The following is a 15752-nucleotide window of genomic DNA, read 5'->3' on the forward strand; positions in this document are numbered from 1 at the left end:
CCAATGTGGACAGGAGGGACCGTGCTTGAGGCGGTCGGTGTCAGTGCCTTCGAGGAGCGGGTATACCGTGCCCTGCTCAGCCTCACGGATTCCACCGCGGCCGACCTCGCCGCGGCCCTGCGGGAGCCCGCGCGCAAGGTGAGCCCGGCACTCGCCCGCCTCGAAGAGCTGGGCCTGGTACGCCGGATGGAAGGGCGGCTCTACACCCCGGTGTCGCCGGAGGCAGCGATCGGCATGCTCGTCAACCAGCGGCGGGCCGAGCTGGACGAGGTGCGCGGCGTGTCCGCCGAGTTCGTCGACGCGTTCCGGCTCCGGGACCTGCGCAACCATCCCGCCCACCCGGTCGAGGTGGTGTCCGGCCTCGACGAGGTGCGCCGGTTCAGCGTGGGCATGCAGCACAATCCGGAGAAGTCGGTGCTGTCCTTCGACAAGCCGCCGTACGCCACGCCGCCCGCCGGATACGACGAGGTCGCGGCGGAGCGGCCGCTGCTCGAACGCGGCGTCGAGATGCGCGTCATCTACGAGCGCCCGGCGCTGCAGCTGTCCGGGCGCCTCGCCAACGTCACCGAACTGATCCGTCTCGGCGAGAAGGCCCGGACGCTGCCCGCGCTCCCGGTGAAGCTGTACGTCTACGACCGGCGGCTCGCGATCGTCCCGCTCTCCGGCAACCATGTCAGCGAGGCGATCGCCGTCATCCACCCCTCCGCGCTGCTCGACGCGCTGATCGCGCTCTTCGAGGCGTACTGGGAACAGGCGACGCCGATCGTCGCGGTGCCGGCGCGCGCCACGGACGGCCTCGGCCCGCAGGAGGCGAGGGTCCTGACCATGCTCGGCGCGGGCCTGAGCGACCAGGCCATCGCCCGCCAGCTCGGCGTGAGCCTCCGAACGGCCCGGCGCCGGATCACCGCGGTGCTGGAGCTGCTGCACGCTTCGACCCGCTTCCAGGCCGGCGCGGCCGCCGCCCACCGCAGCTGGATCTGACGCCCGCACGGGAGCCAGCCATCCGGCCCGCGCCCGGCGGGATCTTCGCGTCAGCGGGCTAGCGCCTGTTCGAGTTGCGCCTTGGTCATCGACGAGCGGCCGGCGATGTTGCGCTGCCGGGCCTCGTTGTAGAGCTGCTCCTTGGTGCGGCCCTGCGCGCCGGTGTGTGACCGCTTCCCGCCGCGGTGGCCGGACGACACGTCCTGCACCGACGACCGGCTCGCGGTCCGCGACTCGCCGGCGCGCGCCCGCTCCTTGTTGACCGTACGCGCGGCGATCTCCTTCGCCCTCTTGGTGGACCCGCCGCGCTGCTCGACGCTGTCCTTGATGTGCTCATACTGCCGTTCTCTCTTCGGGCTGGAGCCTGCGGGCATGATCGCCTCCCGATGTCGTGACTTCCAAGGGTGCATCCCCACTTCCAAGGGTGCATCCCCGCGAAATGCGCGACTAAACGTCAGCGCGATCCGCCAGGTTTCCCCTCCCCCGTGCGGGGAACGCCAAGGGCACAGACCCGAGGATCACGAGGAAGTACGATGACCGACAACGAACCCCAGCAGCAGCCGCCCGGCAACACCACGCAGATGCGCCGGCAGCCCGACCACGGCGAGGACAGCTACCGCGGCAGCGGCCGCCTCACCGGGAAACGGGCGCTGATCACCGGCGGCGACAGCGGTATCGGCCGTGCCGTCGCCCTCGCCTTCGCTCGCGAGGGCGCCGACGTGGCGATCTCATACCTCAGCGAGGACGACGACGCCCGGGACAGCGCCGCCCTGGTCGAGAAGGCCGGCCGCCGGGCCGTCCTGCTCCCCGGCGACCTCACCCGGCGAGAGCACTGCCAGGACGTGGTCGACCAGAGCGTCCGCGAGCTCGGCGGCATCGACGTGCTGGTCAACAACGCCGCCTTCCAGATGACCCACGAGACCGTCGAGGAGATCACCGACGAGGAGTGGCAGCACACGTTCGACACCAACATCACCGCGATGTTCCGGCTGGTCCAGGCCGCCCTACCGCACCTGGGCGAGGGCGCCTCGATCATCAACACCAGCTCGGTGAACTACGACCAGCCCAAGCCAACGCTGCTCCCCTACGCCACGACCAAGGGCGCGATCGCCAACTTCACCGCGGGCCTCGCCCAGATGCTCGGCGACCGTGGCATCCGGGTGAACGCGGTGGCACCCGGCCCGATCTGGACGCCGCTGATCCCCTCGACCATGCCGCCCGAACAGGTCGCGGAGTTCGGCAGGAACACCCCGCTCGGCCGGCCGGGCGAGCCGAAGGAGGTCGCCCCGGTCTATGTCCTGCTCGCCTCGGACGAGGCCAGCTACATCTCGGGGGCGATCATCCCGGTCACCGGCGGCAAGCCGATCCTCTGACTCTCGCGCCCGGCGCCGAAGTAGCCGCCCTGAGCGAACCCTGACCCCACCGTGACACCGCTGCGGAGTCTCCTCGGCACCACCTTCTACCCGAGGAGCGTTCCACGATGTCCGTACCGTTCACGTCAGTGCAGCCGAGGCGGATCCTGGCCTTCGGGGCCGCCACCGCCGCGGCTGCCGCCGCCGTCCTGCTGGGTGGTGCGACACCAGCCCAGGCCATCGCCAATCCGACCGTGGTCAGCGTGGTCACCGCGGCCGGCGCGGCGGGGAACGCCTCCGCCACCGCCTCCTGTCCGCCCGGCCTCACCCTCGTCGGCGGCGGCGGCCGGATCGCCGGCGCGGCCGGCCTGGTCACGATGACCGACGTGATCCCCGACGTGGCCGGCAACCTGGTGACCGTCAACGGCAACGAGACCGGCGCCGGCACCGGGGTGGTCTGGGCTGTCGAGGCGATCGCGATCTGCGATCCGGTCATCGTCGGCGTCGTCCGGGTCTCGGCCGTGTCCGCCCTCGACGGCGTCGCGTCGAAGGCGGTGACGGCGTTCTGCCCGGCGAACACCAGCCTCACCGGCCTGGGATATCAGCTGCGCGGTGCCGGCGGCGACGTCTTCCCCGACGACGTCGTTCCCACGCTGAGCAGCGCGACGGTGGCCGCCTTCGACAACGGCGCGGGCGCCACCTGGTCGGTGGAGAGCTTCGCGTTGTGCGCCCCGGTGCCGGCGGGAGCGGTCCCGTCGATCGAGACCGCCAGCACGGGGCTCAACGCCAACGCGGCCAAGACGATCACCACGCCCGGCTGCGCCAACCCCGACCGTACGGTCGGTACGGGTGCCCGGATGACCGGCGCCATCGGCAATGCCATCGTCACCCAGATGGCGCCCAACCCGGTCGCCACCCGAGGCGTCGCGAGCGCCGACGCGTACAACGGTTTCGCCGGCAACTGGCGGCTGGAATCCTTCGCCATCTGCTGGTAGGGCCGGCGGTTCACCCTCCACAGCGGAACCCCTCGGAGCGCCGGCACCCGCCGGTGCTCCGAGTCGCGGGGGCCGGCACAGCTCAGCTGCCGTACGCGATAGCCCGGTCCGGTGCCACGAACCCCGGATAGCCGCTGCCGGCCGCGGCCCGCAGACTCCGGGCGACCGCCGAGACGACCTGTGCCTGGACCGCGCTGCCGACGTGGTCGGACGGATCGGCGGGATCATTGGCGATGCCCGCCGCGGCCGCCGTCGGGGTGAATCCGACGAACGTCTCGGTGGTGTTGTTCTCGGTGCTGCCCGTCTTGCCGGCCACCGGGCGTCCGCCGAATATCGCGTCCACCTGAGCCGCCGTGCCGCCGTCGCAGGTGCCGTACGCGCTCTGCTGCCCGACCGGGCAGCGGGCCGCGTCCGCCGCCGCCCGGGCCACCTGGACCGGGATCGCCTGCCGGCACCCGCCCGGGACCGAGACCTGGGCGTGCTGGGCGTCGGTGATCGATTGCACCGGCACCGGCGCGCAGTACCGGCCGTCGGCCGCGACGGTCGCGTAGGCGGCGGCAAGCTCGAGCGGCGTGGTGTCGGCGACGCCCAGGGTGAAGGAGCCCCACCCATCCGCGTCGGTGGCGGCCATCCGCGCGTCGGCGGGAGCGGCGAGACCGATCCCGAGGTTCTTCGCCTCGGCGACCGCCGCTGCCGGGCCGACCTGCTCCTCCAGATGCACGAAGTAGGTGTTGACCGACCGGCCGAAGGCGTCCCACATGGTTCGATGGCCGTCCATCCAGGCCGGGTTGGCATTGCCCGGGCAGTACCTGCCGCCGCAACTGTCCGGGCCGGCATCCGGCCAGTGGGTGACCAGCTTGGCGGGGGCGTCGAAGGCAGTGTCCAGCGGCATTCCCGCCCGCAGAGCGGCGAGCATGGTGAAGAGCTTGAAGGTCGAACCGGCCGGGTAGCCGTACACCGCATCGCCCCCGCTGATCAGCGGGTTGACGGAGTCGGCGCGAGACTTGCCGGTCGCGTAGTGCCGGTTGACGGCGAGCGCGAGGACCTTGCCGGTGCCCGGCTGGACGACGGCGATCGGCAGGGTCTTGCGGTTGGTCAGCGAATACACGGCGCGAGCCTGCGCGGCGGCGGCTTTCTGGACGCCGGGGTCAAGGGTGGTGACGATGGTGTATCCGCCCCGGCGTAGTGCGTCGTCGCGCTGCGCGGTGGTCGCGCCGAACTCCGGCTGGGTGTCCCACCAGCGTTGCACGTAATCGCAGAAGAAACCCCAGCCAGCGGCGACGCCGGCCGATTCCGTGCAGCCCGTTCGTGGGGTCGCGCCGGCGAAGGTCAACTTCTCCGCTGCCGCGGCGGTCTGCTGGGCCGGGGTGATCATGCCGGCCTTGGCCATGGCGCCCAGGACATAGGTTTGCCGGGTACGGGCGCGAGCACGATCGCCGGTGATCGGATTGTCCGTGTCCGGTGCCTGCACAGTGCCCGCGATCAGCGCCGCCTGGGCCAGGTCCAGCCGTGCCGCCGGGATGCCGAAGAAGCGCCGGCTGGCGGCGGCGATCCCGTAGGCACCGTCGCCGAAGTAGGCGATGTTGAGGTAGTCGCGCAGGATCTGCTGCTTGGTGAGGTGTTGTTCGAGCTGGATCGCGTACTCGGCCTCGTGCAGCTTGCGCGCCGGCGTGTCGCCGGTGGCGGCCAGCCGCTGGGCCGGGGTAAGGCTCGGGTCATCCTTGAGTTCGTTGCGGACCAGTTGCATCGTCAAGGTCGACGCGCCCTCACTGGCCCGGCCGTGGCGGGCATCCGTGACGAAGGCCCGCAGCACGCCTCTCGGGTCGACGCCGCCGTGCTGGTAGAAGCGGGTGTCCTCGGCAGCCACCATCGCGTTCCGCATGACCGGCGCGACCTGCGCCAGCGCCACGTCCTGCCGGTCCTCGTCGTAGAACGTGGTGATCAGGGTGCGGCCGTCGGCGGCGTAGACCCGGGTGGCCTGCGCGGTGACCGGGTCGAGCAGCTGCGAGGGCAGCGCGGCGTGCAGCAGGCCGGTCCAGTACGCCGTGGCGGCACCGGCCGCCGAGCCGAGTGGCACAGCCAGCAAGGCGACCAGCGCCATGATCAACATCGTGACCGAGCCGAGGCGCATGACGGCGTGCCGGCGGGTGCGTACGGAACCTCCGGTGACGTACAGGCTCATCCGGGCCCCTCCTTCAGCTAGCCGACACCATGGTTAGCACCGGTTGCTGAGACATCGCTGAAGAGCCGCCACTCTCACGTTTCTCTCATCGGGGACGCGGGAGCCTTGCCGCGTCATCCGAGGGGAAGGAACACCATGGCTTTCCGACGACGAAGCCGCGGCCCGGCTGCGGCCACCCTCGGCATCGTCGGCGAATCCGGGTCCGGCAAGAGCGTCGCGGCGATGGCCCTGCTGGGGCTGTCCCGCGGCGCCACCGTGCGCGGCAGTGCCTTGTTCGCCGGCACCGACCTTGGTGTTCTGCGCCGCTGCCGTGCCCGAGGAGGTGCTCTTGGTGCTGTCGCAGCCGGCGAGGCCGGCGGCCAGCATCGTCAAGACGCCGGTGACCGCGAGGAGCCTGCGAGGTGTCGTGCGCATCATGGGGAAACACATGGTCTTCTCCCGTTGAGGAGTCCGCGCCGGCCACGCAGCGGGCCAGCTGAGACCACTGTGCATCCACGATCATGAGAGTGGCGTGAGAGAGCGGCGACGTGGAGTTCGACTACTCCCGGCAGGCGTACTGCGGCTGCGACACGTTGGCCCGGGACAGGTCGCCGTCGTAGTGGGCCACGACCCTGGGGTCCATCACCCGCCGCCACAGCGGAGTGATCAAGGCGAGCACGATCATCGTGGCGTAGCCGGCCGGCAGCCGCGGTGACACGTCGAAGCTGCGCAGCGTCTGGTAGCGGCGCAGCGGGTTGGCGTGGTGGTCGCTGTGTCGCTGCAGCTGGAAGAGGAAGACGTTGGTGACCACCCGGTCGCTGTTCCAGCTGTGCCGCGGGTCGACCTTCTCGTACCGGCCGGCCGGGTTCCGCTGCCGGCGCAGGCCGTAGTGCTCGAGGTAGTTGACCACCTCCAGCAGGGAGAAGCCGACGACCGCCTGCAGCAGCAGGAACGGCAGGATCCGCGGTCCGAAGGCGGCGACGAGAGCAGCGAACAGCACGACCGTCATGGCCCACGCGTTGAGGACGTCGTTGCGCCAGCTCCACGGGGTGCGCGACCGGAGGCGGAACCGCTTGGTCTCCAGCCGCCAGGCCGAGCGCAGGCTGCCGAGCACGGTACGCGGCCAGAACGCCCAGAAGCTCTCGCCCAGCCGGGCGCTCGCCGGGTCCTCCGGCGTGGCCACCCGTACGTGGTGACCACGGTTGTGCTCGACGTAGAAGTGCCCGTATCCGGCGGGAGCGAGGGCGATCTTGGAGAGCCAGCGCTCCGCCGCCTCCCGCTTGTGCCCCAGTTCGTGGGCGGTGTTGATGGCGATGCCGTTGACGATCCCCACCGTCACGACCAGCCCGGCCAGCCCGGCGGCGGTCAGCCCGCCCCGGGCCCAGAGCGCGCAGCACAGCACCAGCGCGGCGTACTGGGCCGGCAGGTACAGGTAGGTGATCCACCGGTAGTACCGCTGCTGCTGCAGCTGCCGGGCGATCTCCTCGGGCGGGTTGACCCGGTCGTCACCGAGCAGGACGTCGATCGTGGGAATCACCCCGAAGACCACCAGGGGCGGGATCCACCAGCTCCACGCGGCACCGCCGGCAGCCCGCCAGACGGCGTACGCGATGAACGGCAACAGGGGTACGAGCAGCGCCAGCGGCCAGGCGTACTTCTTGGTGTCGCGCCAGGTGGTGGCGCGGAGCGGCAGGTCCACGACGGCCTCCAGGGGTGAGAGGAACGACTATCGTCGATTTCCCACCGGTTTACAACCACGAGATTTTTGTAAAGTGGCGCGGCCGATAGACTGCCCCACCGATGGACGCCACACCCCGCCACCCGGATGCCGCGCGCCGGTCGCTGCCCGACGTGATCATCGACGCCGCTCGCCGGCTCGCGATCTCCCACGGGTGGGGCAGGGTCCGGATGGGGCAGGTCGCCGTCGCGGCGGGAGTCAGCCGGCAGACCGTGTACAACGAGTTCGCCACCAAGACCGGGCTGGCCGAGGCGCTCGCCGCGCGCGAGGTGGAGCGATTCGTCACGGACGTGCGCACGCACCTGTTCGCCCACGGCGCCGACGCCCACGCGGCCGCAAACGCGGCCATCGCGCACGTGCTCACCGAGGCCGCGGTGAATCCGCTGCTCAAGGCGATCCTGACCAGCGCCCGGGGCGAGGCCGATCCGCTGCTGCCCTTCCTGACCACCCGCGCGGATGTCGTCCTGGTCGCCGCCACCGGCGCCATCCAGGATTGGGCCCGCTCCCACTTCCCCGGCATCGACCCCGAGGAGCTGGCGTTCGGGGCGGAGTCGATCGTCCGGCTCGTGGTCAGCCACATCATGCTGCCCCTGACACCCGCGGAAGAGACCGCACGGCGCCTGGCGGACCTCGCCGCATACTTCGTCGGGAAGTCACGAGCCAGCCCGGGCCCCGCCTGATCGGCAGGCATCCGGTCAGCGCGCGGCGGCGGCCTTGAGGTGAGCCTTCACCTGGTGGGGCAGCTCCGCGTAGGCCAGCTGATGCTCCCGGGCATGACGGCAGGCCGCCTCGACGTCACCGGTGAGCATCACCTCCAGGAGCTCCCGGTGCTCGGCGGCGACGTCGGCGAGTGCCGGCGCCAGCGCCAGGAGCGCGATCGAGGTGCGCGCCTCGATCTGCAGCGACTCCCACGCCCGCTGCAGCAGCCTGTTGTCGCAGGCCTCGACGATGTGCCGGTGAAAGGCCACGCTGGCCCGTCCCACGCCGGCGCGGTCGTCGCGCTCGGCGCACCGCGACATTTCGGCCACGGCGTCCGCCAGCACGGCGGGTGACGCCGAGCCGCGCAGCATGCACAGCCGGGTGGCGGCCTCCTCAAGCGCCGAGCGCACGATGTAGGCCTCACGGATCGTCTGCTCGGCGAACGGGACCACCGTCCGGCCATGCCGCGGCCGGCTCTGGACGAGCGACAGGCCCTCCAGCTCGCGCAGCGCTTCCCGGACGGGCGCCTGGCTGGTGCCGAACTCGGCGGCGATCCGCGTCTCCACCAGGCGCTCACCGTCGTTGAGCTGGCCGGTGACGATGCGCTGGAGCAGCGCGTCACGGATCTGCGCGCTCAATGTCGGCTTCGGCGTCCGGCCGCCGAGATGGCCGCCGCCGATCATGTCGCTGGACAAAGTTTCTGCCGCTCCCTCCGCTACGTGCCTTGAATCATGCCTTGACGGGCTCTCCGGCCGACAACTACCTTATTATCGATATCGATAATCTTACCTCCCCGGGAGGACGCCTGTGTTGACCGCAGTGGAGGTGCCGCACAACCTGGTCGCCGCCCAGCAGGCCCTCGCGGCCGGCGGCACGCTCCTGGCGGGTGGCACGCACCTCATGCCGTCGCTGACCGACCGGGCCTTCCCGCCCACCACGCTCGTCAGCCTGCGGCGGGCCGGGCTCGACGTGATCGAGGTGGCGGACTCCGCGGTCACGCTGGGCGCGACGACAACCCTCGCGGCGATCGAAGCCGACCAGCGCCTGCGCTTTCTGCACGGGTGCGTGCGGTCGATCGCCTCTCCCCCGGTGCGCAGCCTCGCCACCGTCGGGGGCAACCTGTTCGTTCCTCAGCCGTACGGCGATCTGGCCGTCGCCCTGCTCGCGCTCGACGCCGAGGTGGAGATCCACGGGGCGGCCGGCACCCGCCGCGCGGCCCTCGAGTCCGTCCTCACCGCGGGAATCAGCCCGGACGAGATCATCGCGAGTGTCCACCTCACCGCGCCCGCGTCGGGCGAATTCCGCTTCCACAAGGCGGCCCGGCGACGGTTCAACTCCGCCTCGATCGTCACTGTGGCCGCCCGGGTCACCACCGGTGGCGGCCCGGCCGGCATCGTCGCGGACATCCGCATCGCCCTCGGAGGTCTCGCGGCCACGCCACTGCGCGGCGCGGCGGCCGAGCGGCTGCTGGCCGGCAAACCGCTGGACGCGGAGTCCATCCGCGCCGCCGCCGAGGTCATGCAGGACGTCATCGCGCCGTTCGACGACGCCTATTCCTCGGCCTGGTACCGCCGGCGGGTCTTTCCCGTGCACCTGCGACGGGCCTTGCTCGGCAATTGATCCTGCTCCCCAGACAAGGAGAAGGCCATGTCGTCACGAATCGTCGACCTCACCGTGAACGGGACAGCCAAGGAACTGATCGCGCGACCGGCAACGACCCTCCTGCTCGCGCTGCGGGAGGCTCTCGGGCTGACGGGGGCGAAGCGGGGCTGCGCCCAGGGTGCCTGCGGGACCTGCACGGTGCTGCTCGACGGAGCGCCCGTCGTGTCCTGCCTGATCCCCCTCGCGACACTGGACGGAGCCACCGTCACCACGATCGAGGGCGTCGCCGGCCCGGACGGTGGACTCGACGTCGTGCAGGAAGCCTTCCTCGACGGCTTCGCCACCCAGTGCGGCTACTGCACGCCAGGAATGATCATGTCGGCCGAGGCCCTGCTGGATCGGAATCCGGATCCGAGCCGGGCCGAGGTCGCCGAGGCGATCTCCGGCAACGTCTGCCGCTGCACCGGGTACGAGCCGATCGTCGCCGCGATCCTGGACGCCGCCGAACGCCGGCGTGCCGCCGCGGCGCGCCCGCTCCAGGGGATGGAAAGCTGATGGCCCGGATCGGCGCGATCGACCCCGACTACTTCCGGAACGAGCGCCAGGGCTCCTTCAACGTGATCGGCTCGACGGTGCAACGGTCGGACGCCCGCGGGCACGTCACCGGGCGCACAGCCTTCTTCGAGGACATGGCCCCGCCGGGTATGGCGCATCTGAAGGTGCACCGCTCCGAGCGGCACCACGCACGCATCGACCGCGTCGACGTCTCCGGCGCCCTCGCGGTGCCCGGCGTGCTTCGGGTGATCACCCACGAGGACGTGCCGAACAACTGGTACACGGTGCTCCGGCTGATCGGGATCGGCCCCGACGACGAACCGGTCCTCGCCGAGGACCGCGTGCTCTATCTCGGCGAGCCCATCGTGGCGGTCGTCGCCGAGACCGAGGAGGCCGCCCGCGAGGGCGCCGCCCGCGTCGTCGTCGAATACACGGATCTGCCGGCCGTGCTCGACGTCGAAGAGGCGCTCGCCGAGGACGCGCCCATCATCAAACAGAGCGGCACGAACTACTTCGTCTACGAGGGTCACCACTGCCGTCGCGTTCGCTTCGGCGACGTCGACCGCGGGTTCCAGCAGGCCGACCACGTCTTCTCGTGGCGATACAGCTCCGCGCCGATCGAGCACGCTCCCACCGAGACCACCGGTTGCATCGTCGTCCCGCAGGGCAACGGCCGGCTGCGGATCCACACGAACACCCAGGCCGCCTTCTTCACCCTCGACAACACCGCGCTGATCCTCGGGCGGCCGTTCACCGATCTCCAGGTCATCGGCGGCACCGTCGGGGGCGGCTTCGGGGGCAAGGTCGACGTGATGGTCGAACCGCTCGCCTGCATCGCCGCGACCCTCACCAACCGGCCGGTGAAATTCGTCTACAGCCGGGCGGAGGAGATGCAGGTGTCCTCGCCCCGCGCGGCGGAACGCATCTACATCACCGACGGCGTCCTGAACGACGGACGGATCATCGCGCGCAAGGTCATGCTCTACGTCGACGCCGGGGCATACTCCCGGCACAGCCCGTACGGGGCCACCAAGGCCGCCGCACACCTGCCGGGGCCGTACACCATCCCGAACGTCTACATCGACTGCCACTGCGTCTACACCAACCGGACCCCGTCCAGCGCCATGCGCGGCTTCGGCGTCACGATCGGCGACTTCGCCCTGGAATCGCAGATGGACCGGATCGCCCGGAAGCTGGGCATCGGTCCGCTGGAGATGCGGCTGAGAAACGCCTACCGCGACGGTGACATGAAGGCGCACCAGAAGGTCGCGACGGGCACGGCGCTCATCGAGGTCGTCCAGCGCGCCGCCGACCTGGTCGGCTACCAGCTCACACCGGCAGACCGAGCCCTGTCGTCCACCACACCGCGGGAGGCATGACGATGGCGCTACGCCGAGGCCGGGGATACGCGTCGGTCAACTACCCCACCGGCATGAACCTGGGCGGCGATCCGTCCCAGGCGCTGGTCCACGCGACCACCATGGGTGGTTTCGTCGTGAGCCTCTCCTCGGTCGATCTCGGCCAGGGACTCAAGACCGTCGTCGCGCAGTGCGCCGCGGAGACCCTCGGCATCCCCATCGAGAACGTCATCGTCGACACCGCCGACACCGACACCGGGCCGCACTGCATGGGCACCTTCGCCAGCCGCGGCACCCACCGGGTCGGCAACGCCGTGATCATGGCGGCCCGCGAGGCCCGCGAGGTCATGCTCCAGGTGGCGGCCGACGAGCTCGAAGCCGACGCCGAGGACCTCGAGACCGACGGCACGGGATTCATCGCTGTCAAAGGCGCCGCCGCCCGCAAGATCCACATCAGTGACGTGGCGCTCGCGGCGCACTTCAAGCAGGGCAGAACGATCTCCGGCCGGGGCATCTTCCTGAAGGAGCGCAGCTATCCGGACCCGGAGACCGGGAAGATGGATCCGGACTCCTGCCAGGCGCACGCCTGCACGGTCGCGGATGTCGAGGTCGACGACGAGACCGGCGTGATCGAGGTCCTGAGCCTGCACAACGCGTACGAGATCGGTCGCGCTCTCAATCCCGCGCTGGCCACGCAGCAGGTGGAGGGCGGCGCCTGGATGGGGGTGTCACACGCGCTGTTCGAGTCGACCGAGCCGGGCTATCCGGCCTCCCGCGCACACGGGCCGACGGACTTCTGCGAATATCTCATGCCCGGCCCCGCCGAAAGCCCGGCCCAGACCAGCATCCTGCTGGAGCGGCCGGCGGACAACGGCCCCTTCGGGGCCAAGGGCATCGGGGAGATGACCGCCAACGCGCCGATTCCGGCCATCGCCAACGCGGTCTACGACGCCATCGGAGTACGGCTGACCGTCATGCCCTTCACCCCGGAATCCGTGCTGCGCGGGCTGGACGAACTCCGCGCCTCGGTCGGGGCGCCTTGAGCCGCGCCGACCGGCTCGCCCTGGCCGGCGACCTCGAACGCGAGGGCTACCTGGCCGACGACGGTCTGCTCACCGCCATCCACCTGGCCCGCCGGCTCGGCCTCCCGCTGTTGCTGGAGGGCGAACCGGGCGTCGGCAAGACCGACGTCGCGGCGGTGCTCGCGCGGGTCCTGCACCGCGAGTTCATCCGGCTGCAGTGCTACGAGGGGCTTGACGCCTCTCACGCCCTCTACGAGTGGGACTACCCGAAGCAACTCCTGCATCTGCGGCTGGCGGAGGTCGAGGGGCGCCGCACCGAAGGGCTCTTCGACGACCAGTTCCTGCTGCAACGGCCCCTGCTGCGAGCGCTGCGAGCCGAGGGGGGTGTCGTGCTGCTGATCGACGAGATCGACCGCGCCGACAGCGAGTTCGAGGCCTTCCTGCTGGAGTTCCTGAGCGACTTCCAAGTGACGATCCCGGAGGTCGGCACCGTGCGCGCCGTCGTCCCGCCGGTCGTCATCCTGACGTCCAACCGCACCCGGGAGCTGCACGACGCGCTGAAACGCCGGTGCCTCTATCACTGGATCCCCTATCCGGACGCCGACCGCGAACGCGCGATCATCCGGGCCAAGGCCCCCGATCTCGACGAGCGGAGCGCCGCGCGGCTGATCGACGCCGTCAACGCGGTCCGGGATCTCGCACCCGTCAAGCGGCCCGGCATCGCCGAGTCCATCGCGTGGGCCCGCGGCGTCCAGTTGCTCTCGGACGAGGGCTGTGACTGGTTCGAGGCGATGCGCCGCTCCCTGGGGCTGCTCGTCAAGTACGAGGAGGACATCGTCCTGGTGGAGGCCCACCGCGAGGAGGTCTTCGCCGGCTCATGATCCCCTCCAGCGAACACCCACCCGGCCGCGCGGTGCGGACGCGGCACATGGCCGAGCATCTGCACGGCTTCCTCAGGGACCTCACCGACCACGGCGTCGGCGTCTCCGTGGCCAAGAAGATCCACTTCCTCCGGGCCGTCGAGCTCAGCGAGCACGACGACCTGGCGAACCTGTACTGGATCGGCCGGATCAGCCTCACGACCTCTCCCGGAGAACACGAGGTCTTCGACCCGATCTTCTGGCGCTGGTTCTCGGCGACGCCGGCCGCGCCGGTCGCCAAGCCGGAGCCGGCCCCGCCTGACGACGGGCCCGCCGCCGCCCCGAACGCCGCCCGGGACTCGGCAGACCATCCGCACACCCTGGCGGACCGCGGCACGGGTCAGGCGGCCAGCCCGGCGACCCGGCCGGGCCGGCTCACGTTCCGGCCGACCACCGCCGCCGAGGCACAACTGATCGCGCTGCTGCGACGCGATCTGCCGGCTGCCCTGCCCCGGGACGTCTCCCGCCGGCGTCGCCCCGCCCGACGCGGCGACGTGCTGGACCTCCGCCGGGTGATGCGGGAGGCGGCCCGCACCCACGGAGAGGTGCTCAGCCTGCGCTGGCGGCACCGGCCCTCGCGGCAGCGCCGGATCACCCTCCTCATCGACGTGTCCGGATCGATGAAACAGCACTCCGCGGACCTGCTGCGATTCGGCCACGCCGTCCTGACCTCGTGTGAACGGGCCGAGGTCTTCACCTTCGGTACCCGGCTGACCCACGCGTCCGGGGCACTGCGCGCGGCCGATCCCGATGCCGCTGTCGAGGCGCTCTCCGCGGTGGTCCTGGATGCCGACGGCGGCACCCGAATCGGGACCGCGTTGCGCGACTTCCTCACCAACCGCCGGTTCAGCACGATGGCGCGGGGCGCCGTGGTGATCGTCTTCTCCGACGGCCTGGAGCGCGGCGACTGCTCGGCCATGACCGATGCCGTTCGGCGGCTGGCCAGACTGAGTCACCGGTTGCTCTGGTGGTCACCACTGGCCTGCGACCCGGCCTATCGCCCGGTGACCCGGGCGATGGCGGCGATCACGGACCACCTCGACGCGCTGACCGGCGTGTGCGACCTACGGACCGCGCACGACCAGGTGACAAGCGCCTTCTCGCTCGTCCGGGGGCCTCGGGTCCGGCGACACCACAGTGGAGTGTGACCATGCCCTACACCGGCCCGATCGTCGACTCCCACCACCACATCTGGCGGCGCCAGGACCTGCGCTGGCTCTCCGGCGAGGTCGTGCCACGGATCTTCGGACCCTACGAGCCGATCAGGCGCGACTATCCGATCGACGAGTACGTCGCCGAAGCGGCCGGCGCGGGCATCACCCAGTCCGTCTACGTCCAGACCAACTGGCCGCTGGACCAGGCGATGGATGAGGTCCGCTGGCTCCGCGACGTCCACCAGGCCGCCGGCTGGCCGACCGCCGTCATCGGCACGGCCGACCTCTTCAGCGCGGATGCGGCGCACACCATGCGCGAGCAGGCGGCGACCTCCGCGCTGCTGCGGGGAACGCGGCTGCAACTGCACTGGCACGAACGCGAGGAGTTTCGCTTCGCCGCCGCCCCCGACGCCATGCTCGACCCCATCTTCATGCGGAACCTCGCCGTCCTGGAGGAACTCGGCTGGCTGTTCGAACTGCAGGTCTTCCCGCAGCAGATGGCCGACGCCGCCAGACTCGTGGCCGCCTTCCCCCGGACGACCTTCGTCCTCGTGCACGCCGGCATGCTCATCGGCCCGGAGGAGGCCGAGGTGAAGGCCTGGCACACGGGCATGCGGGCGCTGGCCGAGCAGCCCAACGTCGTGGTGAAGCTGACCGGCCAAGGGACCTTCATCCACCGGGTGGATCCCACGTTCCTCGCCCTCGTCACCGGCCATGTGCTCGATCTGTTCGGCCCACGCCGGGCCATGTTCGGGACGAACTTTCCGATCGAGAAGATCTGGACGACGATGCCCGAGCTGGTCACCGCCTGGCGGGACACGTTGTCGTCGCTGCCCCTCGAACAGCAGGCATGGATCTTCGCCGAGAACGCCCGACGCGTGTACAGCCTGCCGTCATGACCATCCGCCCCGACCCTAGTCAGGAGAACCCCATGCCGCTGTTCGTCCTCACCTACGGCTACCACGACACGCCCCTGCGCGCCGAGCGTCGCGACGATCACCTCGCCCATCTGGGCGGCCTTGAGCAGAGCGGCCACCTGGTCGCGGCCGGACCGCTGGCCGACCTGAGCGGCGGCATCATCCTGCTGCGGGCCGACGACGAGCCCAGCGCGCAGGCGCTCGTCGATCAGGACCCGTACACGCAGCTCGACGTGACTAAGGACCGGCGGCTGCGCGAGTGGCGCGTCACGGTCGGCTCGGTCACCGGCTGACCCGG

General features: G+C 70.8%; 16 protein-coding genes. 12 read left to right on the forward strand and 4 right to left on the reverse strand.

Annotation, left to right across the window (positions count from 1 at the left end; genetic code table 11):
* The first annotated feature begins 21 nt into the window (after positions 1–21).
* A complete protein-coding gene (locus DMB66_RS10600) occupies positions 22–981 on the forward strand; it encodes a LuxR family transcriptional regulator (RefSeq protein ID WP_158647195.1) in 960 nt (319 codons plus the stop codon).
* Positions 982–1031: 50 nt separating this feature from the next.
* On the opposite strand, the gene DMB66_RS10605 is transcribed toward DMB66_RS10600, so the two are convergent.
* A complete protein-coding gene (locus DMB66_RS10605; protein WP_125803868.1) occupies positions 1032–1355 on the reverse strand; it encodes a plasmid stabilization protein in 324 nt (107 codons plus the stop codon).
* 159 nt (positions 1356–1514) lie between these two features.
* On the opposite strand from DMB66_RS10605, the gene DMB66_RS10610 reads away from it, so the two are divergent.
* On the forward strand, positions 1515–2354 hold the full coding sequence (locus tag DMB66_RS10610; protein WP_125803869.1) for an SDR family oxidoreductase: 840 nt from the start codon (positions 1515–1517) through the stop codon (positions 2352–2354).
* A gap of 107 nt (positions 2355–2461) precedes the next feature.
* The gene (locus tag DMB66_RS10615; protein WP_125803870.1) at positions 2462–3328 is read left to right on the forward strand and encodes a hypothetical protein; all 867 of its coding nucleotides are present in this window, start codon (positions 2462–2464) and stop codon (positions 3326–3328) included.
* 82 nt (positions 3329–3410) lie between these two features.
* On the opposite strand, the gene DMB66_RS10620 is transcribed toward DMB66_RS10615, so the two are convergent.
* Both DMB66_RS10620 and DMB66_RS10630 read right to left on the reverse strand, forming a co-directional pair.
* Positions 3411–5510: a transglycosylase domain-containing protein gene (locus tag DMB66_RS10620; RefSeq protein WP_125803871.1), complete on the reverse strand. Its 2100-nt coding sequence runs from the start codon at positions 5508–5510 to the stop codon at positions 3411–3413.
* A gap of 538 nt (positions 5511–6048) precedes the next feature.
* The gene (locus tag DMB66_RS10630; protein ID WP_125803872.1) at positions 6049–7188 is read right to left on the reverse strand and encodes an alkane 1-monooxygenase; all 1140 of its coding nucleotides are present in this window, start codon (positions 7186–7188) and stop codon (positions 6049–6051) included.
* 101 nt (positions 7189–7289) lie between these two features.
* Here DMB66_RS10630 and DMB66_RS10635 point away from each other — a divergent pair, with 101 nt between their 5' ends.
* Positions 7290–7907, forward strand: a complete 618-nt coding sequence (locus DMB66_RS10635) for a TetR/AcrR family transcriptional regulator (protein ID WP_125803873.1) — start codon at positions 7290–7292, stop codon at positions 7905–7907.
* 15 nt (positions 7908–7922) lie between these two features.
* Here DMB66_RS10635 and DMB66_RS10640 read toward each other — a convergent pair whose 3' ends face one another.
* Positions 7923–8621 (reverse strand): GntR family transcriptional regulator, encoded by a 699-nt coding sequence (locus DMB66_RS10640; protein ID WP_125803874.1) that lies wholly within the window; start codon positions 8619–8621, stop codon positions 7923–7925.
* A 124-nt stretch (positions 8622–8745) separates the two neighbouring features.
* On the opposite strand from DMB66_RS10640, the gene DMB66_RS10645 reads away from it, so the two are divergent.
* The 8 genes from DMB66_RS10645 to DMB66_RS10680 are packed head-to-tail and all read left to right on the forward strand — an operon-like array spanning position 8746 to position 15747.
* Positions 8746–9546: a xanthine dehydrogenase family protein subunit M gene (locus DMB66_RS10645; protein WP_233624481.1), complete on the forward strand. Its 801-nt coding sequence runs from the start codon at positions 8746–8748 to the stop codon at positions 9544–9546.
* Between the two features lie 27 nt (positions 9547–9573).
* Positions 9574–10083, forward strand: a complete 510-nt coding sequence (locus DMB66_RS10650) for a (2Fe-2S)-binding protein (RefSeq protein WP_125803876.1) — start codon at positions 9574–9576, stop codon at positions 10081–10083.
* Complete coding sequence (locus DMB66_RS65200) at positions 10083–11462, forward strand: xanthine dehydrogenase family protein molybdopterin-binding subunit (RefSeq protein WP_125803877.1); 1380 nt, start codon at positions 10083–10085, stop codon at positions 11460–11462. Before DMB66_RS10650 ends, DMB66_RS65200 begins: the two co-directional genes overlap by 1 nt.
* Before the next feature lie 2 nt (positions 11463–11464).
* Complete coding sequence (locus DMB66_RS65205) at positions 11465–12484, forward strand: xanthine dehydrogenase family protein molybdopterin-binding subunit (protein ID WP_125803878.1); 1020 nt, start codon at positions 11465–11467, stop codon at positions 12482–12484.
* Positions 12481–13344: a MoxR family ATPase gene (locus DMB66_RS10665; RefSeq protein ID WP_125803879.1), complete on the forward strand. Its 864-nt coding sequence runs from the start codon at positions 12481–12483 to the stop codon at positions 13342–13344. Before DMB66_RS65205 ends, DMB66_RS10665 begins: the two co-directional genes overlap by 4 nt.
* The gene (locus tag DMB66_RS10670; RefSeq protein WP_125803880.1) at positions 13341–14531 is read left to right on the forward strand and encodes a VWA domain-containing protein; all 1191 of its coding nucleotides are present in this window, start codon (positions 13341–13343) and stop codon (positions 14529–14531) included. Before DMB66_RS10665 ends, DMB66_RS10670 begins: the two co-directional genes overlap by 4 nt.
* A gap of 2 nt (positions 14532–14533) precedes the next feature.
* Entirely contained in the window at positions 14534–15436 is a 903-nt protein-coding gene (locus DMB66_RS10675; protein ID WP_125803881.1) for an amidohydrolase, read from the forward strand.
* Positions 15433–15747 carry a YciI family protein gene (locus DMB66_RS10680; RefSeq protein WP_233624463.1) on the forward strand — a complete coding sequence of 105 codons (315 nt, stop codon included), beginning with the start codon at positions 15433–15435 and terminating at the stop codon, positions 15745–15747. The genes DMB66_RS10675 and DMB66_RS10680 overlap by 4 nt, the downstream gene beginning before the upstream one ends.
* The last annotated feature ends 5 nt before the right edge of the window (positions 15748–15752 follow it).

The organism is Actinoplanes sp. ATCC 53533 (assembly GCF_003947245.1).